This is a genomic window from Croceicoccus estronivorus, from assembly GCF_001625325.1.
Lineage (GTDB): Bacteria > Pseudomonadota > Alphaproteobacteria > Sphingomonadales > Sphingomonadaceae > Caenibius > Caenibius estronivorus.
The window spans coordinates 151,802-177,932 of the sequence record NZ_JRQQ01000002.1; the positions used below are offsets into that span (position 1 = coordinate 151,802).

The window sequence follows — 26,131 nt, forward strand, 5'->3', positions numbered from 1 at the left end:
GAGGCAGCACAGTGCGGCCGATGCCCCGGAGGGCAGGCCGGTCAGACTTGCATGATTCTCAGGAATTGCCGAACGCGCTTCCACGAAAGGACGGCAATCGTTCCATTCACCCGGCGAAGTACCGGGATGCGTCACCTGGAACTCTGCCGCGCCCATCCTTTATCAGTCAGAATGAGCGTGTCGGTCGCTTCGCCGGGTATGTCGGCAAGGCTCGCACCGATCGCCGGCAAGGTCGATTGAATCTCCGGGTTGGCGGACCATGATGCAATATCCTTGAAGCCATAGCGATAGGTGACGCGCGACATATGGAGTCCGGCCATATCTGCCGGTTCGGTGAAGCGCTGCACGCTTTCGATCTTTCGATGCGCGAAGCAGATCCTGACGCCACCGATACCGCGGTCATCGTCGACGACCGCGTCGCGGCCAATATCGGTCGGCCTGTAGCGCCGGTAGTCGATCGGCTTGGTGCCGAAGCGCGGGACCTCGAGGAAGGATTCAACAGTCAGCAGGCCCGCCGCGACAGCCGCGTCAATCTTGTTCGACGCCGTTCGATCCGTGGCTTCACGCACAATCGGAACGCTCCCCGTCGCCGCCAGGGTCGTGCATTCGGGGTGCTCGTCATACCAGTGCTGTAAGGCCGCGATGAAATTGGCCTCATTAGCATCCTGCGACGAGCTCGAGCATCCGCCGAGCATGAAGATGGAGGCGACGATGAGAGATGGACGACGCGGCATGATGCTTCCTTTCATCCATAGGCCGGTCGCACGGAGGGATTGTAGATCGCCAGCGACGGCAGTCGGATACCCATTGCGTCGAGCGTGCCCGCGCAATGGACGATGGTCATGGTCAGCATGGGGTCGGGGTGGAACTGGCGCGTGTAGCTCGCGACACGCTGCGCCTGGGCGAGCCAAGCGAGCAAATTCAGTTCATTCAGGGATGGAAAAGGAACGCCGGGGTCCTGGATGAGGAGCGCGCTGCGGGCGGCGAGCGTCCGCAGCTTGCCGAACTGCGCAATATATATTGCAGAACCGCCATCGTCCTCGATCCGATCGCCCCGGATCATCCGGATCACCCGTTGTTCGGCGGCCGAGCGGCGATGGACGGGCACCCGCGCCCTTCGGGGCGCCACGCTCGCAATTCTTCGCCGCGCCACGGTCATGACATGAAGAACTCGACCGGCACGACAAGTTCGATCGTATCGCCCGGCACGTCCGTCGGCGGTTTCGGCAATGGCTGCGCGCGTTTCGGCAGGCGCAGCGCTTCTTCGTCAAGCGAGCGCACACCGGACGAGCGTTCGAGCGTGGTCGAAAGCACTCTGCCCTCGCGGTCGATCACGAAGCGTATCCACGGTACGCCCTGCTGGCGGCGGAAACTCGCCTCGCGCGGGTAGCGCTTGGCCTTGTTGAGCGCGGCGAGAACCTGACCCTGCCATGTCGGCTTTGCATCGCTCACCTGCGGCGCGGGCGGTGCGGGCTTGCTCTCGGGTGCCGTCGTCCGTTCGACCGGCGGCCCCGGATCGGGAACGGGCTTGATGTCCGGCAAGGTGATCGGAGTGCTGCGGGAGATGCGAATTTCCGGCGGCTCGATCTTCGGCCGGGCAGGTTCGGGCAGCGGCTTTTCCTTCTTGATCTGCTCCGGGCCGGGCGGGATTTCGGTCTCGGGTTCGGGCGGCGCGGCGGGCTTGCCCACATCGAATACAGTCAGCGTCGGCACTTCCTGCTGCACGTAGCTAACGCCCCAGTTGATGAGAAATGCGCCGAAAACGGTCACATGAAAGGCGACCGTCAAGATCAAGCCAAATGACCGCTCGCCCGGGCCATGCCCCGTATAGCTACTTTCGCGCGAGTAGATTATTTCGACCTTGGACTCAGATGTGGCCGGATCAGACAGCGCTTCGGCTTCCTCGTTTGGCACAGACTCTCGGTGCCGATCCAGGCGCTGTTGAAAGCTCATGTTCGCCACCAGAGATTCCGGTAGGTCAGGGTGAGCGCGACGACCGACGCGGCAAGCGTGGCAAGTCCGAACCACAACACGATGCCGATTGAAGCACCAGCGCCGAAAATCGCCGGAATGAACGCCAGCGTGAGCAGCGACCAGCCAACGACACGCATGCTCAACTTCGCAGATCGTGCAGGTAGACTGCCAAAGAACTCGCGAAAATGCCTGGGCATCGACAGGGCCAGCGCTGCGAAACCGGCAAACTGCAACAGGAATGCTGCCAACTCTATCACGGCATCGCTCCTGGTAGGAATAGCCAGAGGATTAGCGCGAGCGGCACGACTGCACCAACCAGCCAGACCCAGGCCCGCGCCGCGCTGCTTGTGTGGAACACCGCCATGATGATAGCTGGATAGGCTAAATAGGCGATCATGCTTGCTACCATAGCGGCTTCATAGCGCGGCTCCGGCAACGCGAGCGCCACGGCCGCAGAAAGTAGGGAGACAACACAATAGCCGCCTAAGATCGCGGCTAGGACGCGCGAAACCACTGAGCCCCGACAGCCACGAGATCGGTATCGCCGGCTCACCGACATACCCCGGGAGGTACAGGGTGCCGGCCCTTCATCTTGGCAGGAACGCGCGCCCGGTAATGCAGTCGCGCGGCAATCGCCAAAAAGAGGAGCCCCGCCCCGAGCGCAGTAAGATCGAAACTTGCCAGCACCCAATCGCCAGCCGGAATGGTAGTTCCGAGATGCCGCGAGGTTGTGAGCGCATTGACCAGCGGCAATGCGGCAAAGCTCAAACCGGCAAGAGCCAGAACCTCCACCCATGCTTTGCGTGCGGGCCTGATCGTGGCCCAGAGCAACATCAGCCCCCAGCCCATGAACAGGCAATGCATTTCCCAGACCGCGCGCTCGGCCAAGCCCACGGGCAGAAGACGGTTTGCCCAGAAATAAAACCCAATGCCCCCAGGTAATCCGGCAATCGTGCCGACGTTGAGACTGTCAACGAGCCGGAATCCAAACCTTCCTCTTTCGCCGCAATCATGCCTGCTCCGCCTTTTGACGGTCCACAGGATTAGCCCCGTAGCGATCATCGCGCAGCCGAGTAGCCCAGACGTGAAATAGAGCCAACGCAAGGTCCATCCCGCGAATACTCCTTCATGCAAACCATATAGCGCGCTCGTTACTGCCCGCGGGGCGGAGCGAAGTGACGATGAGCTCCGGATCAGAGCACCGCTTGCCCCCTCGAAGGTAAGCAGTTCGTCCGCATCTCGCCGCACCATTCCTTTGCCCGAACGTCCCATCACGACGCTCGCAGCGGCATCGCCGGGCTGATGAATAACGAGGGCCGCCGCCGCGCCTGGCCCCCAATAGAGCGCGGCTTGGGCCAAAAACTGGTTCACAGGCAGTAAGGCCTCGGCCCTGCCGGTTCGAGCCGGTGGAGGAAATTGTGGATACAGGTCGCCTTCGAGTTGTTCATAAGCGTCGCCGTAGCGTGCGTGGACAGCGGCCGGCATATAGACCGTGGGATAGAATACCAGTCCGCTAAAAGTGATCATTACAAAGAATGGCAACGCCGTTACGCTAACAAGATTGTGCAAATCGAGCCACGAGCGCTGCCCCTTACTTGGCCGAAAAGTGAAGAAGTCGGCAAATATCTTTTTATGGGCGACAACTCCCGTCATTAGTGCGACGAACATCGCCATCGTGCAGATGCCTACGATCACGATACCGAGCAGTTTGGGCAAATAGTGTAACTGCCAGTGCATCCGGTACAGCTCGTATCCGCCGCCGGTTTCGCGCGGCTGCACCGGCGCGGTGAAGCGCCGCGCGGCAACATCATAGTCGCGCCGCTCACTTGCTTCGTTCCCCTTTTCGGTCCAGGCGACCCACATGGTGGGATCCCGTCTGTTGGGCAGGCGGATGATCCAGCTATCGGCATCCGGTGCGGTGCGGCGAAGATAGGCATCCGCCGCTGCCGCTGCTTCCTGCTGCGACAGCACCGGCCCGGCGAGCGGCAGTTCGGGGCGCATCCAGCGATCGATCTCGACGTAGAAATAACCTAGTGTTCCAGTCACGAAGATGAAGAACAACACCCAGCCCGCAACTAGCCCGGCCCAGCTGTGCAGCCAGGCCATGGATTGGCGAAAACGCTCCCTCATGGCGCCGACACGTTGGTGGCTTGCGCAGCTGGACGGAAACAGGGCTTCAAGGTCGTGCCTTCGGCCTAGTAAGTCGCACGCAGCGTGATCAGGACGTTTCTGGGCTCTCCATACTGGTTGCGAAACAGGCTCGCCCCGTTCTGGAAGTAGGACTTGTCAAAAATGTTGTTGAGATTGGCAGTCAGTTCAAAATTATCGTCGAGTTCATAGCGTAGAAACGCATCCGCAAGGACGAACCCCTTCTGCGCAAGGCTTGCAGCGGGAATTCCGAAATCCAGCAGAAACGCTTGGTCGCCAAATTCCTCGCTGCTTTGCGCACGCAGACTACCCCCGATAGCAAGCCCGGACAGGTCCCCACCAAGATCATAGCTGGTCAAGAGCCGAAACATATGGGCCGGTGTCTTGCTAAATGGAGATCCGACATCAGCGTCCGCCTTGAGAATCTCGGTATGCGTATAGGTGTATCCTGCCGCAAGCTGCCAGCCGGGCAGAAGCTCCCCACTCACTTCCGCGTCGAAGCCTTGCGTACGCTGCTGGCCTGCTGCCACAACACACCCCCCGCCGGTGGGATTGCCCGGGCAGGTCTGGTCGAAGGGCGGTACTTCGCTGAGCAGTGAATTTTCGAGATCGACCCGGTATGCCGCCAATGCGACATTCAGCCTGCCGTGAACCAGTTCGCCCTTCAGCCCAATTTCGTAATTCTTACCAAGGAGGTGAGCGGCGGGAGTTCCGTCGCGAGTCCAGTTGCCAAATTGCTGGCGGAATATATCAGTATAGCTTGCATAGGCCGACCAGCGCGAATTGATTTCATAGATCAGCCCGACATAGGGCGAGAACTGCCCCTCCACTTTCCCGTCCAACAGCACAGCAGCAGACGGCTCTTCGAGTAGCATCTCTGAATAGTCGTACCAGCTTATGCGTGCTCCCAAAACCAGAGTTAGCGGCTCGGCGATTGTAAAGTCGAGCTTGCCGTACAGGCCCTTGCTCTTGGCCTCAATTTCGGTTGCCGGCTGACCGCGCCCTTCTGCGATAAGCGCGCTTATCTCGTCGGTTAGCGGAAGGGTCGTGCGCGGATCGAACGTCACGGGGTCAAGCGCAACGTCTTGGAAATAGTAATCGAACCGGCGGCCAAACGCCTTCTCGCGCGCAAGATTAAGTCCCAAGGTCAAGTCGTGATCGTGACCGAAGGCGGTAAAGGCACCCCTCAGATAGAGATCGAGTCCGTCCGTCGTGTATTCCCTCTTACGTCCCTGCAGGCGCGTGCTGCTGACGCTGTTGAAGCCGTAGAGCAGTTGGTCACCATCATACTCGCGGTGCGATCCGGCAAGTTCGAGCGTCCAGCGCGCAGCGAGATTATGGATGACATTGAGGAAGACCTCGGTCTCGTCACTCTTACGAAAACCCCAGTCCGAGCTGTAGAGACGCGATCGCTCGGGTATGTAGTCGAGGAGGAATTGGCGCGCTTCGGGTGCATACTCGCGATATCGCTCAAAGCGGCCACCGAGCCGTATGAGCGTATCCGACAATTCCTGTTCGAGTACGCCATAGGCCAGCGACGAGGTCGAATCGGTCACTTGCCAGAAGCGCTCGCGGTCCTGATAGGCTCCGACAATCCTCGCCCGCAGCCCTCCCGACCGGGTCAGTGGACCACCTAAATCTGCTTCGGCGCGATAATTGTTCCAAGATCCTGCACTTAGCGCCAGATGCAATTGCCGATCGAGCGTAGGCATCTTACGTACCAAATTAATGGTTCCGCCCGGTCCTCCTTGTCCAACAAGCAGACCCGCGGCGCCACGCAACACTTCGATGCGGTCATAGATCGCGCCACTGCCTGAGAGCATCGAACCATAACCGAAATAGTTGAGTGCGTTGCGCGGCACGCCGTCGACCATATAGGTATCGATCTCGTAGCCGCGCGAGAAGAACGTTCCTACCGAATCCCTATCGCTGACATAGGAATTCTGATCAAATTTGTAGATCCCCGGTGCGCGGGCAATCGCGGCGCCAATATCAGTAATCCCCTGGTCCTCGATCTGCTGGCGGGTGATGACCGTAATCGATTGCGGAATATCCTTGAGTGCCGTCGCGCTTTTCAGAATACTAGCTTCAGGGGTGGTGTAAGAGGTGCTGTTCTCGGTCGCGATCGGATCGCTGGTGGTGCCCGCAAAAACGCTCACACCGCTTGGGCTGCTGGCTTCGATCCGTACCGGCCCCAGCTGGATCGCACCATCCGCACTTTCAGGTGCAGGCTTCAGCATAACGCGGTTCTCGCCGGTGAACCGGAACGTCAAACCTGTCCCAACCAGCAACCGGGACAATGCCTCGACTGGCGTGAAGCGACCTTTGACGGCGGAACTGCGCCGCCCAGCGACCTTTTCGTCCGTGTAGACTATCTGGAGACCGGCACGCTGGGTGAACTGCAGAAGCGCCGAATTCAAATCCTGCGCCGGAATGTCCACATCAATCCGGCGCTCGGTACTCGATTGCGCCGCGGCTGGCTCCGGGAAAGCAAAACCTCCAGCCACGATCGCCGACGCGCTGACCGTCGCGGCCAAGATGAACTGCCTGCCGCGCCTTATCCGTGCCCCAGCGAGAACCCCCATCATATACCCTTTCAAACAAGCCTAGACGTTAATCGCTAACCATTCGCATTAGCGTATTGCCTAGACGTCCGACCGGGAGGAACTCGGTAAAGATTTTTCCGGAATTTATCGGAAAGTCTTCAAGGTACTGATTTTATGTCGATTCAATATAGGGCAGTGAACAAAGGTCCACGCACGATGCGGGCGCCGACCTCATCCGAAATCGATGTCAACGCGCCATCAATATCTCCCGCATCGAAAACGCCGCTGATCTTCTCGTCGCCCAACCGGCCGCCGATCACCACAATGCGCCCGGCACGATAGCGGTTAAGTTCGGCTACGACCTGGCCCAGCGGAGCACGGTCGAATACGAGTTGACCTTTCCGCCATCCCAGAGCCTGCTCCTCACCTTCTTTGCCGATCGGATAAAGTCGGCCCGTCTGGTCGTATCGTACCTTCTCTCCGGGAGAGAGAATGATGCGATTGGACAAACCGGATGGTTTGTCACCTACCGAGACGGCCACCTTGTGCTCCATCACGGTGACAGCAACCTCTCCGGACAGGCGCTCGACCTCAAACCGAGTGCCCAGCGCCCGGGCTTGTCCATTGGCCGCTTCGACAACGAAAGGGCGGCCGTGCGCCTCGCCCTTCGGGACCGCGACGACATAGGCGACGCCTGACAAAAGTTCGATGCGGCGTTCATGTTCGTCAAAGTTCACGGCGATCGCACTCGATGGGCCGAGATCTACCCGGCTTCCATCGGGCAGAGTGACCGAACCCGTCTGCGCGATGGCCGTGCGATGATCGGCACGCAGGAAGGTGACGGGGTTACCAAGCCATGCGCTGCTGATAGTCACGACCAGCACGATGCTGGCCGCCAGAGCGGCCAGTTGCGGCCAGCGTCGGCGTCGAAGTGGAATGGTCGGAATATGCGAGGCAGCATCCGACTGTGAATGAACGCTGTGCCGGCTTAACGATCCGGGCTCGCGCGCGAGCGCATCCATCTGACCGAGCGCGGATTGCGCCTCCTTGAAAGCAGCCGCATTATCGGGGGCGGCAGCAAGCCAGGCATCCAACTCACGTCGGGTTTGCGTGTCGAGTGGGCCTCCGCCCAACCGCACGACCCATTCCGCCGCCCTGAGGCCCGGATCTTCCGTCTGGTCATTATCGCCCGACACGCAGCCGCATTGCCCTTTCATTCATGACGGTACGTCTTCCCGCGACGCCCCAACGCGCATCCTGATAGGACGTTTGAGTTTCCCGGATTCAGTAATTTGCCCGTCCCCGTTTATCGAGGTTTCATTCGTTGCATGACATGATGCACGGCACGGGCGAGATGTTTCTGGACCGAAGAATCGGAAATGCCGAGGTGTTCGGCCGCTTCGCTGTAGGTCATCCCGTCGATTCGCGTGGCCACGAATACCTGTTGGGTGCGCTCTGGAAGCTCTTCCAGAACTGACCGGACCCGATCGAGCGCGCTACGCGCAGCGGCCAGTTCTTCGACGGCGGGCGTGTCGTCGACCACGGCCGCCAGTTGTTCCGTATCGACTGTGTCAGTACGACGACGAGCTTCCCGTCGATGATGGTCGACGGCAAGGTTGTGCGCGGTGCGATAAAGCCAGGCGCGTCCGTTTACGACGGCAGTGGCGCCTCCTTCGGCGAGCCGCAGGAAGGCTTCCTGGGTCAGATCGTCTGCAATGGCAGCGTCGCCCACTTTATTGTTCAGATAGGCCTTTATGCCGCGCCGATGAGCAACATAAAGGCGCGTCAACGCCTTATCCGCCAAGGCACGTTCCTCGCACTATCCCGATTTCGGATTGACATAACGCAGTTGCGAGACGTTCGCAACAATTGGCTGCTTACCGAATTTCAGGCCCGGATTCGTCTTGTTCATCAGGAGGTTCCGGCATGCCCAAATCCCGGAGGCCGGCCGGGCGCGAGATGATCGACTTCAGTGCACCGCGCGGATCAACCCGGCTAAAGCTCGCCAACAGCCTGTCATATGACGGTGTGCATATCATACGAAGTGCGCTGACGCCCAACGAAGACGGAAAGATCATCGGAGGCTCGCAACTCAGCATCGCGATCCATGTGGGTGACCCGATCGACCTTGAATGGTCGGAACCAGGAAGTGACCGGCTCCGGGTCACGCGCGTTGAACCGGGCATGGCGCATATCAATCCGGGCGACAATCCCTTCTTCCAGCGCTGGCAAGGTTCACCGGAATTGCTGATCGTGGCTTTCGATCAAGCCATGATTGACCGTGTGGGCATGGAGACCTTCGGTAAGGTGGGGGCCATGCTGCGGCCAACGGTCGGAAGTGTCGATCGGAATATTCGTAACGCCCTCCCCGCCTGGTCGGAGGAGTTGGTGCGCGGCGGTCCTGGTGGCAGGCTTTTTATCGAGGGTCTGGCCAAGGCAACGATTGTCCATCTGTTCCGCCAATATGCTGAAGGCACCCCGGCCCCAACGCCCATGCGCGGCGGCCTCGGCGCAGCCCGGCTTCACCGCGTTGTCGACTATATCGAAGCCCATTTGTCGGACGATCTATCGGTTCGCGAACTGGCCACGATTGCGGGGCTGAGCACCCATCACTTCGGTCTCGCATTCCGTCAATCGACCGGCCACCCGCCGCACCGCTACGTCATCCAGCGTCGTATCGAACGTGCAAAGGCCCTGCTTCTCACCTCACAAGCGTCGGTGACGCAGATTGCCCATGCGACGGGCTTTTCCAGTCATGGTCATTTCGCCGCCCATTTCCGGAGGCTCGTGGGCACTACGCCATCACGCTTCAGACTGGATCGGCTCTGAAATCCCACCGCCATCTTCGCGCAAGATTTCCTCAACCAAGGCAATCGGGTCGTGGTCCAGGGCGCGCAGCACATCGATCAGTTCGATCAGATCGAGGCGCCGCTCACCGCCTTCATATTTCGCGACGAAGGACTGCGGTTTGCTCAACTTCGCAGCCACTTGTTCCTGCGTCCACCCGCCATTCTTTCGGGCATCCACCAGCAATTGCCGGAGTTTGTTGTGGCGAGGTGAACGAAGAGACTTTGACATGCTGACCGGCGATCTGTGAAATCCGGCTGCCGTCTTGATCCCAATGTAGGATTATCCCATTTCAGGATGGCTTGACTTTGACGTGGAAGAGCGCAGGATCGAACCGCTACTTCCGAGCCATGGAAGAGTGGAACGCCGAAGAGAGAGCGTCATGCGACCGCGCCCCACTCTGGAACCTGATCTTCTGCCCGCACCGCCCTGTTCGGACGATCTCACCGACTATGATTATCGCCTGCTCATAGTGTATTTGCGCCTACTGGATGCCGAAGCGGATGGCGCGGATTGGGCCGACGTTGCCCGCATCGTCCTTCGTCTCGATCCGGTTTGCGAACCGCGCGAAGCACGCGCCATTCATGCCGCTCATCTCGCCCGCGCGCGATGGATGCGCGACCATGGTCATAACAAGCTGTTGACAGATGCTCAAAACGAGATGCGCCCACGCGGCGGATAGTTTGGAGCCATTACCCCGGCTAGCGTAGGCACGGCATCGCTTTAGCGCCTCAAGGCCGATAGCGCTGAGAGGCGATCATTTATCTGATCGACTCATGTTCAGGCAGAACGCCTTTCCGTTTCGACAGACCGACAACTCGTGACTTGCGGCCGCCATCAACACTCGCTACTAGTTGCGAACTAATCGCAATAAGAAAAATCAGGGGGAGGAATTCAGAAAGGACAGACTAATGACCCGCCATTTTCCACCGCTGAATCTTGATGGGGTTGCCTGTCGTACAGTTATTGTCGAGGGGGCACGGTGCTGGCGGAAAGCACGCGATACCGGACAAGCGGTACAGCCATCCCTCTACCAGATGTTCGTATCTCACGACTGTGAAATGCTTGCACCGGTATTCGATAGCCTGATGAGCCTGTGCGAAAATGCACTTGGACGGCCAGTCGTGATTGGCAGTGCTATGGCCTTGTCCGAGGACGAATCCATGCTTCTCGGCCTGCTCGACGGATCGAGGCAGCGATGTACGTGCATTGACTGCCTGACGGAAGTGGCGGCGAGTCTGGATTGTGCGATCACTTCGACACAGATCCTGATCGGAACACCGACCCGTTCATCCAACCTGTTGCAGTAAGCCGTAGAGAGCAGCCTTCCTGCTCCACGAACAGACCTGATCCAGATCCAGAACCATGCATATGATTGCGATCGATTTCGAAGCTTCCTGCCTGCCCAAACATGGTTTGTCCTATCCGATAGAAGTGGGTATCTCCGAAGACGGCTTTACATCCCGATCCTGGCTGATCCGTCCGCATGCCAGTTGGACTGGCTGGACCTGGACTGACGAGGCCGAAAGTCTACACCGGCTTTGCCAAGCGGACCTGTGGCGCGATGGAATACCGGTCGAACGGGTCGCGGTCGAGCTTGCCCAAGCGCTGGGAGGAGCGCAGGTTATCGCCGACAGCCCGATCGATGCCTATTGGCTCGAAACGCTTTACGAGGCCGCAGCGCAACCTTGCCCGGTGGAGATTCAATGTGTCAGCGAAATACTGCGGGAATCCGGTCTCGCGAGCTGTGTCATCTTCGACGCTCAGACCCGCATCGATGCAATGGGATTTGGAAGGCATCGTGCCGGAGAGGACGCACGCTGGCTGGCTGCGTTGCTGATGGAACTCGAGAAGCAGGTGCAGGCAAAGGGCCAGTCCTTGCGTCGGGCACCCCGCCCCACGGAAATGCTGACCTATGCCGCCATCTAGCGAAGTAAATGGATGCGCATAATCTGTGTGGAAGCGAGGCCCACAGTCGAGGCAGACTTGCTTCATTCAATTCGACCATCTTCCTGCTTGAGGAATTCAGCCAGGACGATTGCATGGTTAGCCCGCCTGTCTCGGGCGGCATAGAGCAACGTCACATCAGCCTGATCGACAAGATCGCATAGCTCGCTCACCGCGACGTCATTTGCCTTCAGCTCCTGGCGGTAGCGATCGCTAAATTCCTTGAATCGAGCCGGATCGTGGCCGAACCATTTTCGCAACTCCGGGCTTGGCGCGATCTCCTTAAGCCAGAGATCGAGCTTTGCGGATTCCTTCGACACGCCTCTCGGCCAGATGCGATCGACCAGAACCCGCTTCCCATCAGTGCTTGCGGGAGCATCATAGATTCGCTTGATGCGTATGAAGCCCATTATCGCCTGTCCTTGTCTCCCCGGTTGATCCACGCGGGCGGATCGCTTGCCGGAAAAGACTCGATCGAGGCTTCGTCGACCTCGTCGAACAGTCCATCGTCGAGCAATCGTCGGACTTGCCTTTTGATTTCGGAGATCAGTCCGTCACGTACCGGTCTGTCGGTAGAATCCTGCCGGGACGCCACGCAGCCACAGAGCCGCTCATCGACCACCTCTTCGATCAGGTCGTTCAATTCGCAGCCCTCGGCCCGATAACGCTCGGCGATGTAGCGAACTGCCTGGGTGAGCTGTTCAGGGTCGATCGGATCATCATATTCATGCGTCATGCCATTGCTCCTGCTCTGGTGGGGCAAGATGAAGTCGAGGCAGCGCCGGGAACGGACATGCCATCCTAGGCGAGGCTGAACATCGTGACCATGCCGCCGATGGCAATGCCGAATGCCATTATCATGATACCGGCGATGCGCAGGATATAGGTCAACGGATCGCTATTTTCGTTCACCGATGAGGCCGGACGCGGCGGCCGTCCGACGAGGCGCCTGACAAAGTCCTGCCGAAAAGCCATGGAGAAGCCGATCACGGCCAGGATCAAACCGAAGACATCGACGATCAGCACATAGGCGGGCACGTCATCCTCCTTGCATCCCGTCCAGGTCACACGCGGCCAGTCCGTATTCGAGTCCGGCGATCAGATCCTGTTCGGCTTCGAGGCCGATCGACAGGCGCAGCAGACTGTCATTGATACCGGCGACCGCCCGCGCCTCGTCTCCCATGTCGGCATGTGTCATCGTCGCTGGGTGCGCCACGAGACTTTCGACACCGCCGAGCGATTCCGCGAGGGTGAAAAATTTCACATGGTCGATGAAACGGCGAACCGCATCGACGCCGCCTGCCAGTTCGAAACTCAGCATGGCGCCGAACCCGTCCTGCTGGCGCGATGCGATTGCATGCCCCGGATGCGTGGGCAGCCCCGGATAATGGACCTTGCTGACGGCCGGGTGCTGTTCGAGCCATGTCGCGACGGCCATGGCATTGCTCTGCTGGACCTGCATGCGCGCGAACAATGTGCGCAGACCGCGCAAGGTCAGCCAGGAATCAAACGGTGCGCCGGCACTGCCGACGACGTTGGCCCAATGCCGCAGCTCCTGCACTTCCGCCGGATCGGCGGCGATCACTGCACCGCCGATCACATCGGAATGCCCGTTCAGATATTTGGTGGTCGAATGCATGACATAATCAGCGCCAAGTGTAATCGGGCGCTGGATCGCCGGAGAAAGGAACGTGTTGTCGACGGCCACCGCCGCCCCTGCTTCCTTTGCCTGCAGAGAGAGAGCCGCGATATCGACGACGCGCATTAGCGGATTACTGGGTGTCTCGATCAGAACGAGAGCAGGCACTTCTTCCAAAGCGGCGGCGAAGGCAACATCATCAGACTGATCGACGAAGCGGACCGAGCAGTGCCCGCGGCTTGCGCGCGCCTTCAAGAGCCGCATCGTGCCGCCATAACAATCATGCGGGGCAAGGATGAGGTCGTCCGGCCCCAACCGACTGACCAAAAGGTCGAGCGCGGCCATACCACTCGATGTGATGACGGCGCCGGCGCCGCCTTCCAGTTTTGCGAGCGCCTCTGCCAGAAGATCGCGCGTTGGATTGCCACCGCGGCCGTAGTCATAGAGCCGTGGCTGATCATAGCCCGCGAATTCGTAGGTGCTCGACATATAGAGTGGTGGCGCGACAGCCCCATAGGCCATGTCTTCCGCGACGCCGAAGGCTGCCGCGACGGTCGCCGGATCGGGCGATAGCTTCCCGCGATCACTCATTGAACAGGCGCCCTTCCGTCACCGCGCGGACAATGCCGGCGCGGATAGTGAAATCCCCGAAATGCTCGCCTGCTTGACGCTCGCGGGCATAGCGGCCGAGTGCATCATCCAGGTCTTCGAGAATCGCCGCCTCGCCAGCATTCTCGCGCACCATGCGATTGAGACGCTCGCCATGAAATCCGCCGCCAAGATAGAGATTATACTTGCCCGGCGCACGGCCCGTCAGCCCGATCTCTGCGATATAGGGCCGCGAGCAACCATTGGGGCAACCGCTCATCCGAAGCGTGATCGGTTCGTCAGCGAGCCCATGGCGGGCGAGGATTGCCTCGATCTTCTCAAGCAGCGTCGGCAGGTAGCGTTCGCTCTCGGCCATGGCGAGGCCGCAAGTCGGCAAGGCAACGCAGGCGATCGCATTGCGCCGAAACGGAGAGACAGTGTCCGTTTCCAGCCCGTATTCAGCCAGTAGGGCGTCGATGGCGGCGCGGTCCTCGGTCCGAACGCCGGCAATGATGACATTCTGGTTGGGCGTCAGGCGGAACGTGCCGCGATGAATACGCGCGATATCGCGGAAGGCATCGAGGAGCTTCAGGTCGAGCCGGCCACTGCGGATGAAGACCGTGCGGTGATGGCGCCCGTCCGGCGTCGAATTCCAGCCATAGCTGTCGCCGTTCGAGGTGAAGGTGAAAGCGCGCGCGTCCTGGAACGGCGCGCCCATCCTCTGCTCGATCTCGGCCTTGATCCAGTCGAGTCCCTTGTCGTCGATGGTATATTTGAAACGCGCGCGCTGGCGATCCTTGCGGTCGCCATAGTCGCGCTGGACCGCCATCACCGCATCGGCGCAGGCGATGACCTGATCCGCCGGAACGAACCCGATGAGACTGGCGAGGCGCGGATAGGTTTCGGGCGCCTGATCGGTGCGACCCATGCCGCCGCCGATGACGACATTGAACCCTTCCAGCCCATCCGGCCCGCCAATGGCAATGAAACCCAGGTCCTGCGCATAGACGTCGATATCGTTGGAGGGCGGCAGCGCGAAGCCGATCTTGAATTTGCGCGGCATATAGGTCCTGCCATAGAAGGGCTCTTCCGGCCCGGACGAAGCCACGCGCTCGTCGCCATACCAGATTTCGTGGTAGGCGCGCGTCTTGGGGATAACATGGTCGCTGACCTGCTTGGACATCGCCGCCACCTCGGCGTGGAATTGCGAGCTTTGCGGATCGACCGTGCACATGACGCCGCGGCTGTCGTCGCCGCAGGCAGCGACCGTATCGAGCAGCGTGTCATGCAATCCCTGGATGATCGGCCGCAGACTGTCTTTCAGCACCCAGTGGAACTGGAAGGTCTGGCGCGTCGTGATGCGCAGGGTCTCGCCGCCATGCGCGCGGGCAAGCTCATCGAGTTTCAGCCATTGGGCCGGGCTGCAGACCCCACCCGGCAGGCGCACGCGGATCATGAATTGATAGGCGGGCTCCAGCTTCTGGCGGCGGCGCTCGTCGCGCAGGTCACGGTCGTCCTGCTGATAGATACCGTGAAACTTCATCAGCTTGACATCGTCGGCGGAGGGCACCGCGCCGGTTATCCGGTCGAGCAGGCCATCAGCGATGCTTCCGCGCAGATAATCGCTCCGGTCCTTCATGCTTTCGTCGGGCCCGAGCCGGTCGAGAGGTTGGGAGAGGTCGCGGCTGCGGTCGATGGTCTCGGTCGTCATGGGTCGGGCTTTCAATATACGTCGCGCTGATAGCGATGGTCGGACTGCAGCGAGCGGACATAGTCCTCCGCTGCCTCCCGTCCGGTGCGGGCTTCGCTCACGACAATGTCGATCAGAGCTTCGTGGACATCGGGTGCCAGATTGGTCGCATCGCCGCAGACATAGACGTGGGCGCCCTCCTCTAGCCAGGCGAAGATGTCGCGGCTTTGCTCCTTCATGCGTTGTTGAACGTAGACCTTGTCATTGCCGTCGCGCGAGAAGGCGACATCCATCCGTCCGAGCGTTCCGTCTTTCAGCCAGCCCTGCCATTCGGTCTGGTAGAGGAAATCGGTGCGGAAATTGCGTTCACCGAAGAACAGCCAGCTTTGGCCTCCTGCCCCGCGCACTTCCCGCTCCTGCAGGAAAGCCCGGTATGGCGCGACACCAGTGCCCGCACCGATCATGATGATCGGAGCATCATCGCCCGGCAGGCGGAAATGCGGATTGCTCTGGATATAGACCGGCAGCACTGTGTCGGGCTCGGCGCGATCGGCAAGCAGGCCCGTCGCCACGCCGCAACGCGGCTCGCCATGCAGGTCATAACGCACCGGCGCCACGGTAAGGTGTGCCTCATCGGGGGCGGCGGCAAGACTTGACGCCAGCGAATAAAGACGCGGCTGTAAGGGGCGCAGGGCGGAGACGAAGCCTTGCGGCATCACGTTCCCGACCGGGAAACGACGGACGATGTCGATGATATGATGCGTATGCAGGAAAACCGAGCGATCGCCGGTACGGTCGTCCTGCAGCAACTGCTTCAGCGCGTCGGCCTCGCTCAGCAATGCCCAGTAATCGAGAAAGCGCGGCGTGGCAGTGGTGATCTCGAAGCGGTGCGTCAGGGCCTCATCGAGCCTCACTGTCTGGCCCTTGTGCTCGAACTCGGCATCTGGGTGCAGTGACAGCGTGTCGATCAGGGCCGCAACGACTACCGGATCGTTACTCGCTGCGAGGCCAAGAGCATCTCCCGGCTCATAGGCCAGCCCCGAGCCTTCGAGCGAGAACTCGATATGGCGGGTCTCCTTGGTCGATCCGCGTCCGACGATGGCGATATTGTCGATGAGAGGCGCGGGGAATGGATTGCGCTTGTCATGGACTACCGTGGATGCAGCGGGCGAAGACACCGCAACAGCGGGAACCGTTGCCAGTTTCGCTTCCGCGCCAATCTGTTCGATGATCGCCCGGGTCCAGGCTTCGGCCGCTTCCTCATAATCGATGTCGCAATCGACGCGGGGCGCCAGCCGTTCGCCACCGAGTTCCTCGAACCTGCGGTCGAGCCGCTTGCCGGCCTCGCAGTAAAATTCGTAGGTCGAATCGCCCAAGGCCAGTACGGCAAAGCGCTTGCCCTCAAGCTTTGGCGCCTTGCGCCCTTCGACAAATTCGAAGAAGCCCGTCGCCGGCTGCGGAGGATCGCCCTCGCCATAGGTGCTGACGATAATCAGCACGTCCTCTTCCTGGGCGAGTTGCCGCACCTTGTAGTCGGCCATGTCGGAGAGGCTGCAGGAGAGCCCCTTTCCCTTCGCTGCCGTTTCCAGAGCACGCGCCAGTTCGGCGGCGTTGCCGGTTTCGGTGCCATAAAGGATCGTGAGCTTGCGACCCACGCTCTGCATGGGGGACACGGCCTGCGACGGGGGCGATCGCAGGCCGGCCTCCAGCCCGGTGAAATAACCACCGAGCCAGCACGCTTGCGCCGGGTCGAGCGATTGGACGAGCTCTTCGACCAATCGCCATTGTTCAGGGGTCAGGGCGACCCCCGACACGTCTCTCGCCGTCATTCCTGTCTGTCCTCGACGATTGCGCACTCGTCGCAACGCGGCGGCTCGAGCGATAAATATCCTCGAAGGGCGCGGTCAGAGGCGATTCACTTCAATGGCGCAATTGTCCCGCAAGACATGCCATAAGACAAACGAATGTTATTGGACATTTAATGCAATATAATTGCTGTTATTCGTCTATCGGCATTCATTCGTCGAGATGATGAAGTATGTCGCTGAGCAGAGGGCGTATTCGCCGGATTTCCTCGCGATGCGCCATCGAAAGTGCCGCCAGCAGATCATGGGCCCTTGGTGTAAGCTGCAGCAAGGCGCGCCGCCGATCGTCCTCGGCTATGTGACGCGTTACCAGCTCCATTGACTCCAGACGGTCGATCAACCCGGTAACGCTATGCGGCTTGAGCACCAGCCGCTCGGCCACATAACCGATCGTCGGCTGATCCACCTCGCTTCCCCGGATTGCCAGCAGGGCCTGGTGTTGCTGCGGCGTCAGCCCAACATCGGCCGCGCGCGCCTCGCTGAAGCCGAGAAATTCCCGAATCGCATGCCGAAACGAGGCCAGTGCGGCGTAGTCGGCATCAGTGAGCGGCGCGCCCTTCGCGGTCATTGCATCGTCCCGATTGAAAAATATCGTAATGCGATATAACTGTCTCCTTCGAACTTCGAAAGGCAAGAATTTTCAATGTCGCTTACGCCACCCCGCGCTGTCGAAACGCACCAGTTAGGAGATCATAGTGTCGATCTTCGCATGCCGCTCCTGGCACTCATGGCGCTTGCCGTCGGCACGGGCGGCGCGCTGGGCGCCTGGATATTGCTCAAGCTAATCGCCGTCGCCACGAACCTCTTCTGGTTCGGCCGATTGTCCGTCGATCATACCGTCATCACCGATGCCTCGGTTGGATTGATGGTCATCGCCATACCCGTGATCGGCAGTCTTATCGTCGGCCTGATGGCCCGGTTCGGGTCGGACAAGATCCGCGGACATGGGATTCCAGAGGCGATCGAGACCATCCTGTTCGGCGAAAGCCGGCTGTCGCTGAAGGTTGCCCTCTTGAAGCCGCTATCGTCCGCGATCTCGATCGGCAGCGGCGGCCCATTCGGCGCGGAGGGGCCGATCATCATGACCGGCGGCGCCCTGGGATCGCTGTTCGCGCAATGCTTCCACCTCAGTGCCGCGGAGCGCAAGACGCTGCTGGTCGCCGGCGCCGCGGCCGGCATGACGGCCATCTTCGGGACACCGCTCGCGGCCATTCTGCTTGCGGTCGAGGTACTGCTGTTCGAATGGAAGCCGCGCAGCTTTGTGCCGGTTGTCGTGGCGACAATAGTGTCCTTCGCCTGGCGGCCGTATCTCATCGGGTCGGGACCGATGTTTCCCATGACCGCCGCCGTGCCCGGTACGGGCTGGCCCTTGCTGGCGTCAGCGGGAATCGGGCTTCTGGCGGGTCTGGAGGCGCTCCTCCTGTCCACTTCGCTCTACCGGATCGAGGATCTCTTCCACAAACTGCCGGTTCACTGGATGTGGTGGCCGGCGATCGGCGCGGTCGTCGTAGGCCTTGGCGGACTGATCGACGCTCATGTGCTCGGTGCCGGTTATGCCAGCATCGATGCGTTGCTGGGCGGTTCGCTGACGCTCAGGGTCGTCGGCGCGCTGTTGCTTGTGAAAGCGGTCGTATGGTTGGTTGCACTCGGGTCGGGAACATCGGGCGGCGTGTTGGCGCCGCTCCTCATTCTTGGTGGCGCGACCGGTTACCTAGCCGGGTCGTTTCTGCCCGGCGATGCCGGATTCTGGGCGATGATCGGCATGGCTGGTATCATGAGCGGCGCGATGCGTGCGCCGATGACGGGCGCGGTCTTCGCTGCCGAGCTGACCGGTCATTTCGATGCTCTGCCCAGCACCATAATGGCCGCTGGAACAGCATATGCCGTCAGCGTGCTCCTGATGCGACGCTCGATCCTCACCGAGAAGATCGCCCGTCGTGGCCGGCACATCTTGCAGGAATATACCGTCGATCCTCTCGATTTGTTGCAGGCGGGACAGTTGATGACAGCAGCACCGCAGACTCTTCCTTCCACTATGACGGTCTCGGACGCGCTCGATTTTTACACCGCGGACGCCCGTCATCGCAGCTATCCCGTCGTCGATCATGAAGGGCGACTGGTTGGTCTCGTGTCGCGTGCGGATGCCCTTCGTTGGCAAGCGGATCACAGTCCAAGTCGACTCACACTTGGCGAAGCCATCTCGGACGTGGAGCAACCTGTTGCCTATCCCGACACGCCGGGCGGCGTTGTTGCCGATCTGATTATCGAAACAGGTATCGGGCGTATTCCGATCATTGAGCGGGAAAACCACAAGGTGATCGGCATTCTCTCGCGCCAGGATCTGCTCAAAGCCCGAAGCGCGAACCGCATCGCGGAAACGGGGCGGAGCCGTCATGTCGGACGTCGCGCCGTCAGGATCGCTGACCGCAATGAAGCAGGAACATCGGCAGGGCCGGGGTGACTGGTGACTGCCTACCCCTTGTCTGACGTTTTCGCCGCCCTTCGGACAAGATCAATCACAAGCGACTGCGATAGCAAAATCTCAGTGCCCCCGGTGTGAAGGCAATGTCAGTTGCCAGCGGATCGCCGCCCCCCGCAATACAAAGCCTGCGAGGAACCCGGCAGCCGATGGCCACGGTGCGGGCATGTTCATCGTTGTCAGAAGGACGAACAGGAATGCTGCGATAAGCGCCGCGGTTACGTATATCTCCCTGCGCATCAATACCGAAGGAACGCCTGCTGTTATATCACGGATGATGCCGCCTAGACACGCGGTAGTGACCCCCGCGGCGATTGCTGGAACCGGCGAAAAACCCGCCTCAAGCGTCTTTCCGGCCCCATAGACAGAGAATGCAGCCAACCCCGCCGCGTCGAGCCATTCAAGTGCCCGCTCCGACCACCATCGCAACGGGATGGCCCACACGACGACCGCGACGATACAGCACAGGACGACGGGTCTCGGGTCCACCATCCAGAAAACGGGTGCATCGATCAGCAGGTCCCGCAATGTCCCGCCGCCAGCAGCCGTGATGAGGGCAAAAAAGCAGGCACCAATAAAATCCAGACGCTGGCGCGCGGCCGCGAGCGCTCCCGAAGCGGCAAAAACAGAAATGCCGGCCAGGTTCAGCCACACAAACAGACTTTCGATCGGCAAATTCATGATATGTACTCAAGTTGGAACCGAACTTGCGCCTAGCGGGCCATTATTGCTCCATCTTGCGGCGTTCCAGAAATGTTTCCGCCTTGATGATATTCTCCCGGTGCCTGTCCGCCATCTCCTTGAGTTCCGCGTGAAGAGCATCGTCGCGAATGCGCAGTATGAGCTTTTCAAGTTTGTTAATCACCCAGAGCTGACCGCGATTAAGAAATGCAAGTCGCTCGAGCGGTTCGGCAATGGCCATGGCTTTGCTGCGGAAGGCGCCGGTCTTGCGTGAAGGTGCGCCACCAAGACGCCTGATCTGCCTCGTGAGCATGGCGCACCAATGCGCCTCGTCCTTGCGCACGTGCCGCATCAATTCCGTGTAGCCTACCGGATCCTTCGCCTTGCTGCTGTCCAGCGCGACACGTGCGCCCGCGCGCTCGGCTTCGAGCAGTTCGTTGAGTGCCGCCAGGATCTCGTCGCGGTCGGCATAACCCATATAGGCATCGGAGGCTTCCGAGGCGTAGCAGACCGGAGAAGAAGGCTTGTTCGTCATACCGCAATTTTCGCTGCATCATGAAGGCCAGCCCGAACGCGGTCCATGACGCCTGGATCCGCTTTCGTGGAATGCACGACATAGGCGGAGTAGGAGAATTCGGGGCTTCCGGAAACCAGAGTCAGCCGTCCTTCTTCAAGATAGCTGCGAATGAAACCTTTGCGGAAATAGCCGCTGCCACCGGTCGCCAGGATGTATTCCAGAGCCAACGGACCATAGCTGATCGAAAGCACGGAATTGGGCTGATCAGGAAAGGCCGCGTGATAGTTGGCGGCGAACTCGTCCCCCCAATCGATCTCGACATGATCTTGCGGCTTCAGTTCGGTTGTCGTCGGCGTTGTCCTGGCTAACACCAGTTTTTCTTCGAACAACAGTTCGGCTATGACGCCGGGCCGGCTCGGAGCCGCATAGATGATCGCAAGATCGAGAGAGCCATCCTGCACTTGACCCATCAGACGCTCTGATGTGTCGATCTGCGTGCGAATCGCAATCTCGGGGCATTCGCGTCGCATCCACAAGAGCCAGTGCCGCAAAAGGGGATTCCACAAGCTGAGCTCGGCGCCCACCGATACCACGGTCTCGCGGCCGGGCGGCAAGGCAACAGCGCGCTGCGCCCGCGCCCAGACCTGAACTAGCGTGGTGGCGAAGCGCTGGAACTGCTCACCGGCTGGGGTCAGCTTGGCGCCTGCCTTGTTGCGAATGAAAACAGGCCCATCGAGTTGATCTTCGAGAACACGGATACGCGCGCTGACGGCCGTCTGGGTGAGATTGAGATTGGCGGCAGCCCCGACGAAGCTGCCGGTCTTCACTACCTCCAGGAACGTGCGGGCAATCGCGATATCCACGCACCATAATCCTTCATATCAATGTTCAATAATATTCGTTTGCCGAATGAATAGTAGCCGGACGAAGATGCGCAGACAAGGAGGCAGCGATCATGCTGATACGCTCGTCATGACGCGGATATATTCATGAAGCCCCTAGGCCCATTGCGCCCGGAGCCGGGTCCATCGGTACGGGAATCCTGGTCCCTCGCCATATCGCTGGCGATGGTTGCAATCGGCTGTGCGCTCGGGCTCAATGTCTTTCACGAGAGGGGAGCGTTAGGCGATGAACTCCATTTGGCTGCGCTGATTTTCGTGATTGCCGTGCCACTTGGGGCAATCATTGCCGTTGTGCAGGAACGCCGGGCTTACATGCAGGTGCACAAGAGCATTGGTCAGACGACTTACACATATCGTATGTATAAGGAATGGCCTCATGGCCCGCGACTCGGCAAGGACGTCAAACGGGTATCCCGCAAGCCCGCCCAACGCCTCAGAAGGCGGAAATAATGCCTGCAACTAACCGGGAGTGGCGAGCTTCATCAGGATGAACCCGCTCACGATAAGCACGGCGGCAACGATCCGCATCGCTCCCAGCGGCTCGCCGAGCACCACTGCTCCGACGATGAACGCTCCGACAGCACCGATGCCCGTCCAGGTCGTATAGGCCGTACCAAGCGGCAGGGTCCGCATCGACCAGGCGAGCAGGCCGAAGCTGAAGAGCATCGCGACGAGCATGACCGCTGTCGGCAAAGGGCGCGTGAACCCGGTCGATTGCTTCATCGCATAGGCCCAGACGATTTCGCATAGACCCGCAAGAACAAGAACGAACCACGCCACGGCAGCCTCCCATAGTGCCGCCGGGCCGTCCCGGACTTGATCACTTCGACAGAAGGCGGGAACGTGGTCGCCGCGCCAGGCAGATAGCAACGGATGTGACGCGCTTCAATGGGGGCTTCGCTGACCACAAATGTGCGAGCACAATACAGCAATATCTTTGCGTTCAACTATAGATAACATTCGCTTGTTTGATGGACCTGACCAATTCACATTGCGTGCCAAGCTTACGAAGGAGTCTTCCAATGGTCATCCAGCTCGGGCAGATCGCCCCTGATTTCGAACAGGACAGCACGCAGGGCCGTATCCGCTTTCACGACTGGCTCGGCTCGAGCTGGGGGGTACTGTTCAGTCATCCCAAGAATTTCACGCCGGTCTGTACCACCGAGCTTGGCGAGGTGGCGAAGCTGCGCCCCGAATGGGACAAGCGCAACGTCAAGCCCATCGGCCTCTCGGTCGATCCGGTCGAGGCGCATCACAAGTGGGAACTCGACATCGAGGAAACCCAAGGGGCGGCGCTCGACTTTCCGATGATCGCGGACCCCGATGCGAAAGTTTCGTCACTATACGATATGATCCATCCCGAAAGCGATCCGACCGTCACAGTGCGGTCGGTATTCGTGATCGATCCTTCGAAGAAGGTCCGGCTCATCCTGACTTATCCGCCCAGCACGGGGCGCAATTTCACGGAGATCCTGCGTACGATCGACAGCCTGCAACTGACCGATGCAAGCAGCATAGCAACGCCCGTCAACTGGTCGCCTGGCGAAGAGGTGGTGATTTCTCCCAAAGTTTCGGACGAGGAAGCTCAGCGCCTGTTTCCGCAAGGCTTCAGAACCCTGAAGCCATATCTGCGGATGGTCGACCTGCAAGCATCCGGGAATTAGCTGCGTTGGACGAAGGCACATCGGATGCGGATGTCAACCAGACGGACAGCAGCTCCGGCAAACTGTTTGCCCGCAATCGCGCTTGGGCGGAGGCTAAAGTCCGCGTCGACCCAACGTTCTTCAGCCGGCTGGTTGGTCAGCAACGGCCGCGATATTTCTGGATAGGCTGCTCCGATAGCCGGGTGCCTGCGACCGAGATTGTCGATCTCGATCCCGGAGAGATGTTCGTTCATCGAAACGTCGCCAATCTGGCGGTCGCGGACGATCCCAGTTTTGCGGCTGCGCTGCAATTTGCCGTGGAGGTTCTTGAGGTCAGCCACATAATGATTGTCGGTCATTACGGGTGTGGCGGCATACAGGCGGCGATGGATGGCGAGACCGACGATCACATCGGGCGCTGGCTCTCACCGATCCGCGGGCTGTACCGGGACCACGTGCACGGCCCGACCGGTGATCGCGGCGACGCGGAAGCGCTTTGCGAAGCCAATGTCGCTGCGCAGGTTGCGACCCTCGCCGTCAATCCGATTATCCGGAAGGCGTGGACAGGTGGTCACGATATCACGCTTCACGGTTGGGTCTACTCGATAGGCGATGGCCTGCTGCACGAGGTCTGCGCCCCGGTTCAGAAAGTGCCAGGCGGCTCTCCGGATGTATAACCTTAGCCGAGATAGAAGGATCTTTGGCAATCGACGTGATTAATCCCAACCGGTCCGCCTTGAATGCGGCCGTCAGGGCGTGCGCTGGCGCCAGCGCCGCCGATCGCCAGCTTGATGCCATCATCGCAAGCGCCGTCTTTCCAGCTCTCACCAGTCTGCCGGCGTTGGATACAGCAGTCTGGCGTCATGAAGACGGCACACGTGTCAGGGCTCTGCGCTATTCGGGCTCGCGCGCCGCTGCGACAACACTTGTGCCGGCAGGCTGCTGGCTGGAAGACGGAGTCAGCGGCATCGCCAGGGTCTGCGGTGCCGAGGGCGAGTGGGACGGAATTCATTCGGTCGGGGAAATAGCAATCTGCATTGCCGCCTTGAAGGCGAGGATCAATGTGGATTCATTCCCGGCCTGAAATACAGGAACTCCAGCGATCACAAGATAGGGTAGGGTCTCGATTTGAAGCTCGGCTTCCAACCTTCTCCGGACCCTGGTTTCAGCTTTTTGGCATCAACAGGTTGGCATCACGCGCAAGGCGCCAGCTTCCGTCAGCTTCTTTTCGGAACAAGGTCAGGGTGTACCCGGCGCGCTGCACCGTCTCGCCGGTTGGCAAGGTGATAGCCAGGTCGATACGGTTGCGTGTGAACGCCCAGGTTCCCAAGACTTGAATCTCAACGATGTCGTTCGTCCCGTCAATCTGCGGCCGCGCTCCATCGGACTCACCAGCGGTTGCCTCGAATGCCTCTCGGCCAAATGGTTCTTGGCCGGGAACCATGAAAATCACGTCTTCGGTCATGAGTGAGAGGACGGTGGCCGTGTCACCCGATTGGCTTGCCTCCATCCAGGTTGCGACGACCTGTCTGATCGCCTGTTCGTCTTCCGTCATTTTGATCTCCATCCACGCACACGCCTCGGATTAAACAGTAATTTCGCGCAACCCAGAAAAACTAGTGTTGCCATGGGCTTCCCGCTGTTAACCGGCCCCTGTCTCCAATTAGTCAATCACAAGTTTGCAATGGCCGCAATGATCCATCGATCTATAATATTGCTGAAAAGCCTATGGTCGAAGGCTTATATTCTTCTGACCATCACTGCGTTGTGCTGGGCTGGCAACGCGATTGTGGGGCGCGGCGTGCGCGAGTTGGTGCCGCCTGTCGCGCTTGCCTTTTGGCGCTGGAGCATTGCCCTCGTTCTCATCCTGCCATTTGCATGGCCGCACCTTCGCCGTGACAAGGACGTCATCCTGGCAAATCCGCGCATTCTGATATTGCTTGGCATGTTGGGCATCGGTGCGTTCAACACGCTGCTCTATACCGGATTGCAGGACACAACCGCATTGAACGCGATGCTGGTCCAATCGGCCCAGCCCGTGCTCATCCTGCTCATCGGCGCAGCCATTATGGGAGATCGACCGGGCTGGCAGCAATTTTGCGGTGCGACTGTGGCGCTGGCGGGCGTCGTTACGATCATCGGACGTGGCGATCTATCAATTCTGTGGAACCTTCGCCTCAATACTGGCGATCTGATCATCGGTGCCGCGGTGATATTTTGGTCACTTTATTCGGTGATGTTACGGCGGCGGCCAGCTCTTCATCCGCTGAGTCTGTTTGCCGTTACGCTCCTGGTCGGGATTCTCGTCATCGCTCCGTTTTATGTATGGGAGATACTTTCCGGCCGGCAGATCATCGCTCAATTCGGTAGTTGGCTGGCAATCGGCTATGTGAGCATCTTCCCCTCGCTGATCGCCTATCTCTTCTTCAATCGCGGCGTGGAGTTAATCGGTTCGGCCGCCACCGGGATGTACATGAACGTCTTGCCGCTTCTCGGAGCCGGACTGGCGATCCTGTTGCTTGGAGAGGAACTCTATCTGTTCCATGTCGCGGGCATGGCGTTAATCCTAGGCGGCATCCTTTGGGCAGGTCGCGGCCAAGCCCCTCTGGCGGCCGCTCCCGCGAAGCCGGTTGACCTCTCCGGGCGCATATGATGAGCGGCTTAT

31 protein-coding genes are annotated in these 26,131 nt (G+C 60.0%); 10 read left to right on the top strand and 21 right to left on the bottom strand.

Translation table 11 applies throughout. The features are described from left to right. Nucleotides 1-131 precede the first annotated feature (131 nt). From MB02_RS03840 to MB02_RS03880, 8 genes are all read right to left on the bottom strand, one after another. Complete coding sequence (locus MB02_RS03840; RefSeq protein ID WP_156495404.1) at nucleotides 132-734, bottom strand: hypothetical protein; 603 nt, start codon at nucleotides 732-734, stop codon at nucleotides 132-134. Nucleotides 735-745: 11 nt separating this feature from the next. Then, nucleotides 746-1,063 (bottom strand): hypothetical protein, encoded by a 318-nt coding sequence (locus MB02_RS03845; RefSeq protein WP_170304621.1) that lies wholly within the window; start codon nucleotides 1,061-1,063, stop codon nucleotides 746-748. A gap of 92 nt (nucleotides 1,064-1,155) precedes the next feature. Continuing rightward, on the bottom strand, nucleotides 1,156-1,953 hold the full coding sequence (locus MB02_RS03850) for a TonB family protein (protein WP_082825950.1): 798 nt from the start codon (nucleotides 1,951-1,953) through the stop codon (nucleotides 1,156-1,158). Then, nucleotides 1,950-2,231, bottom strand: coding sequence for a DUF3325 domain-containing protein (locus tag MB02_RS17370; protein ID WP_170304622.1), 282 nt, complete (start codon nucleotides 2,229-2,231; stop codon nucleotides 1,950-1,952). The genes MB02_RS03850 and MB02_RS17370 overlap by 4 nt, the downstream gene beginning before the upstream one ends. A gap of 292 nt (nucleotides 2,232-2,523) precedes the next feature. Next, nucleotides 2,524-4,080, bottom strand: coding sequence for a PepSY-associated TM helix domain-containing protein (locus MB02_RS03865; protein WP_206598566.1), 1,557 nt, complete (start codon nucleotides 4,078-4,080; stop codon nucleotides 2,524-2,526). Nucleotides 4,081-4,169: 89 nt separating this feature from the next. Beyond that, on the bottom strand, nucleotides 4,170-6,659 hold the full coding sequence (locus tag MB02_RS03870) for a TonB-dependent siderophore receptor (RefSeq protein ID WP_170304623.1): 2,490 nt from the start codon (nucleotides 6,657-6,659) through the stop codon (nucleotides 4,170-4,172). Between the two features lie 191 nt (nucleotides 6,660-6,850). Then, nucleotides 6,851-7,864, bottom strand: a complete 1,014-nt coding sequence (locus MB02_RS03875; RefSeq protein ID WP_067534071.1) for a FecR family protein — start codon at nucleotides 7,862-7,864, stop codon at nucleotides 6,851-6,853. Nucleotides 7,865-7,974: 110 nt separating this feature from the next. Continuing rightward, nucleotides 7,975-8,457 (bottom strand): RNA polymerase sigma factor, encoded by a 483-nt coding sequence (locus MB02_RS03880; RefSeq protein WP_206598567.1) that lies wholly within the window; start codon nucleotides 8,455-8,457, stop codon nucleotides 7,975-7,977. A 137-nt stretch (nucleotides 8,458-8,594) separates the two neighbouring features. Here MB02_RS03880 and MB02_RS03885 point away from each other — a divergent pair, with 137 nt between their 5' ends. Next, nucleotides 8,595-9,497: a helix-turn-helix domain-containing protein gene (locus MB02_RS03885; protein ID WP_067532821.1), complete on the top strand. Its 903-nt coding sequence runs from the start codon at nucleotides 8,595-8,597 to the stop codon at nucleotides 9,495-9,497. Here the strand turns inward: MB02_RS03885 and MB02_RS03890 are convergent. Beyond that, a complete protein-coding gene (locus tag MB02_RS03890; RefSeq protein ID WP_067532824.1) occupies nucleotides 9,471-9,746 on the bottom strand; it encodes a helix-turn-helix domain-containing protein in 276 nt (91 codons plus the stop codon). The genes MB02_RS03885 and MB02_RS03890 overlap by 27 nt on opposite strands. Before the next feature lie 151 nt (nucleotides 9,747-9,897). Between MB02_RS03890 and MB02_RS03895 the strand changes: the two genes are divergently transcribed. The 3 genes from MB02_RS03895 (at nucleotide 9,898) to MB02_RS03905 (ending at nucleotide 11,444) form a co-directional block, all read left to right on the top strand. Beyond that, nucleotides 9,898-10,197, top strand: coding sequence for a DUF2285 domain-containing protein (locus tag MB02_RS03895; RefSeq protein ID WP_067532827.1), 300 nt, complete (start codon nucleotides 9,898-9,900; stop codon nucleotides 10,195-10,197). 229 nt (nucleotides 10,198-10,426) lie between these two features. Beyond that, nucleotides 10,427-10,825: a hypothetical protein gene (locus MB02_RS03900; protein ID WP_067532830.1), complete on the top strand. Its 399-nt coding sequence runs from the start codon at nucleotides 10,427-10,429 to the stop codon at nucleotides 10,823-10,825. 61 nt (nucleotides 10,826-10,886) lie between these two features. Continuing rightward, entirely contained in the window at nucleotides 10,887-11,444 is a 558-nt protein-coding gene (locus MB02_RS03905) for a 3'-5' exonuclease (RefSeq protein WP_067532833.1), read from the top strand. Between the two features lie 62 nt (nucleotides 11,445-11,506). Here MB02_RS03905 and MB02_RS03910 read toward each other — a convergent pair whose 3' ends face one another. The 7 genes from MB02_RS03910 to MB02_RS03940 all read right to left on the bottom strand — a co-directional run bounded on the left by MB02_RS03910 (nucleotide 11,507) and on the right by MB02_RS03940 (nucleotide 17,812). Then, on the bottom strand, nucleotides 11,507-11,872 hold the full coding sequence (locus MB02_RS03910) for a DUF488 domain-containing protein (RefSeq protein WP_067532836.1): 366 nt from the start codon (nucleotides 11,870-11,872) through the stop codon (nucleotides 11,507-11,509). Further along, entirely contained in the window at nucleotides 11,872-12,198 is a 327-nt protein-coding gene (locus MB02_RS03915; RefSeq protein ID WP_067532839.1) for a hypothetical protein, read from the bottom strand. Before MB02_RS03915 ends, MB02_RS03910 begins: the two co-directional genes overlap by 1 nt. A gap of 65 nt (nucleotides 12,199-12,263) precedes the next feature. Beyond that, nucleotides 12,264-12,500 (bottom strand): hypothetical protein, encoded by a 237-nt coding sequence (locus MB02_RS03920; RefSeq protein ID WP_067532842.1) that lies wholly within the window; start codon nucleotides 12,498-12,500, stop codon nucleotides 12,264-12,266. Between the two features lies 1 nt (nucleotide 12,501). Next, on the bottom strand, nucleotides 12,502-13,692 hold the full coding sequence (gene metB, locus MB02_RS03925) for a cystathionine gamma-synthase (protein WP_067532845.1): 1,191 nt from the start codon (nucleotides 13,690-13,692) through the stop codon (nucleotides 12,502-12,504). After that, on the bottom strand, nucleotides 13,685-15,400 hold the full coding sequence (locus tag MB02_RS03930; protein ID WP_067532848.1) for an NADPH-dependent assimilatory sulfite reductase hemoprotein subunit: 1,716 nt from the start codon (nucleotides 15,398-15,400) through the stop codon (nucleotides 13,685-13,687). The genes metB and MB02_RS03930 overlap by 8 nt, the downstream gene beginning before the upstream one ends. Before the next feature lie 11 nt (nucleotides 15,401-15,411). Then, complete coding sequence (locus tag MB02_RS03935; RefSeq protein WP_067532851.1) at nucleotides 15,412-17,208, bottom strand: assimilatory sulfite reductase (NADPH) flavoprotein subunit; 1,797 nt, start codon at nucleotides 17,206-17,208, stop codon at nucleotides 15,412-15,414. Nucleotides 17,209-17,395: 187 nt separating this feature from the next. Next, nucleotides 17,396-17,812, bottom strand: a complete 417-nt coding sequence (locus MB02_RS03940) for a MarR family winged helix-turn-helix transcriptional regulator (protein WP_067532853.1) — start codon at nucleotides 17,810-17,812, stop codon at nucleotides 17,396-17,398. A 75-nt stretch (nucleotides 17,813-17,887) separates the two neighbouring features. On the opposite strand from MB02_RS03940, the gene MB02_RS03945 reads away from it, so the two are divergent. Beyond that, entirely contained in the window at nucleotides 17,888-19,705 is a 1,818-nt protein-coding gene (locus MB02_RS03945; RefSeq protein WP_067532856.1) for a chloride channel protein, read from the top strand. Nucleotides 19,706-19,786: 81 nt separating this feature from the next. On the opposite strand, the gene MB02_RS03950 is transcribed toward MB02_RS03945, so the two are convergent. Genes MB02_RS03950 through MB02_RS03960 form a run of 3 tightly spaced genes read right to left on the bottom strand, consistent with a single transcriptional unit; the run spans nucleotide 19,787 to nucleotide 21,784 of the window. Then, nucleotides 19,787-20,404 carry a trimeric intracellular cation channel family protein gene (locus tag MB02_RS03950; protein ID WP_067532859.1) on the bottom strand — a complete coding sequence of 206 codons (618 nt, stop codon included), beginning with the start codon at nucleotides 20,402-20,404 and terminating at the stop codon, nucleotides 19,787-19,789. A 43-nt stretch (nucleotides 20,405-20,447) separates the two neighbouring features. After that, nucleotides 20,448-20,939 carry a DUF6306 domain-containing protein gene (locus tag MB02_RS03955; RefSeq protein ID WP_067532862.1) on the bottom strand — a complete coding sequence of 164 codons (492 nt, stop codon included), beginning with the start codon at nucleotides 20,937-20,939 and terminating at the stop codon, nucleotides 20,448-20,450. Further along, complete coding sequence (locus MB02_RS03960) at nucleotides 20,936-21,784, bottom strand: LysR family transcriptional regulator (protein WP_067532865.1); 849 nt, start codon at nucleotides 21,782-21,784, stop codon at nucleotides 20,936-20,938. The genes MB02_RS03955 and MB02_RS03960 overlap by 4 nt, the downstream gene beginning before the upstream one ends. A gap of 126 nt (nucleotides 21,785-21,910) precedes the next feature. Between MB02_RS03960 and MB02_RS03965 the strand changes: the two genes are divergently transcribed. Then, on the top strand, nucleotides 21,911-22,273 hold the full coding sequence (locus tag MB02_RS03965) for a hypothetical protein (RefSeq protein ID WP_156495405.1): 363 nt from the start codon (nucleotides 21,911-21,913) through the stop codon (nucleotides 22,271-22,273). A gap of 9 nt (nucleotides 22,274-22,282) precedes the next feature. Here the strand turns inward: MB02_RS03965 and MB02_RS03970 are convergent, their stop codons facing one another. Continuing rightward, nucleotides 22,283-22,603 carry a DMT family transporter gene (locus MB02_RS03970; protein WP_067532872.1) on the bottom strand — a complete coding sequence of 107 codons (321 nt, stop codon included), beginning with the start codon at nucleotides 22,601-22,603 and terminating at the stop codon, nucleotides 22,283-22,285. Nucleotides 22,604-22,845: 242 nt separating this feature from the next. On the opposite strand from MB02_RS03970, the gene MB02_RS03975 reads away from it, so the two are divergent. From MB02_RS03975 to MB02_RS03985, 3 genes are read left to right on the top strand one after another with little or no spacing between them, the layout of a single operon-like run. Continuing rightward, complete coding sequence (locus MB02_RS03975) at nucleotides 22,846-23,487, top strand: peroxiredoxin (protein ID WP_067532875.1); 642 nt, start codon at nucleotides 22,846-22,848, stop codon at nucleotides 23,485-23,487. Between the two features lie 5 nt (nucleotides 23,488-23,492). Further along, the gene (locus MB02_RS03980; RefSeq protein WP_082825954.1) at nucleotides 23,493-24,143 is read left to right on the top strand and encodes a carbonic anhydrase; all 651 of its coding nucleotides are present in this window, start codon (nucleotides 23,493-23,495) and stop codon (nucleotides 24,141-24,143) included. A gap of 35 nt (nucleotides 24,144-24,178) precedes the next feature. Further along, nucleotides 24,179-24,550, top strand: coding sequence for a hypothetical protein (locus MB02_RS03985; protein WP_235829415.1), 372 nt, complete (start codon nucleotides 24,179-24,181; stop codon nucleotides 24,548-24,550). An 81-nt stretch (nucleotides 24,551-24,631) separates the two neighbouring features. Here MB02_RS03985 and MB02_RS03990 read toward each other — a convergent pair whose 3' ends face one another. After that, nucleotides 24,632-25,033 carry a YybH family protein gene (locus tag MB02_RS03990; RefSeq protein ID WP_328585412.1) on the bottom strand — a complete coding sequence of 134 codons (402 nt, stop codon included), beginning with the start codon at nucleotides 25,031-25,033 and terminating at the stop codon, nucleotides 24,632-24,634. Between MB02_RS03990 and MB02_RS03995 the strand changes: the two genes are divergently transcribed. After that, the gene (locus MB02_RS03995) at nucleotides 24,962-26,119 is read left to right on the top strand and encodes a DMT family transporter (RefSeq protein ID WP_156495406.1); all 1,158 of its coding nucleotides are present in this window, start codon (nucleotides 24,962-24,964) and stop codon (nucleotides 26,117-26,119) included. The two genes, MB02_RS03990 and MB02_RS03995, sit on opposite strands and share 72 nt — an antisense overlap. The last annotated feature ends 12 nt before the right edge of the window (nucleotides 26,120-26,131 follow it).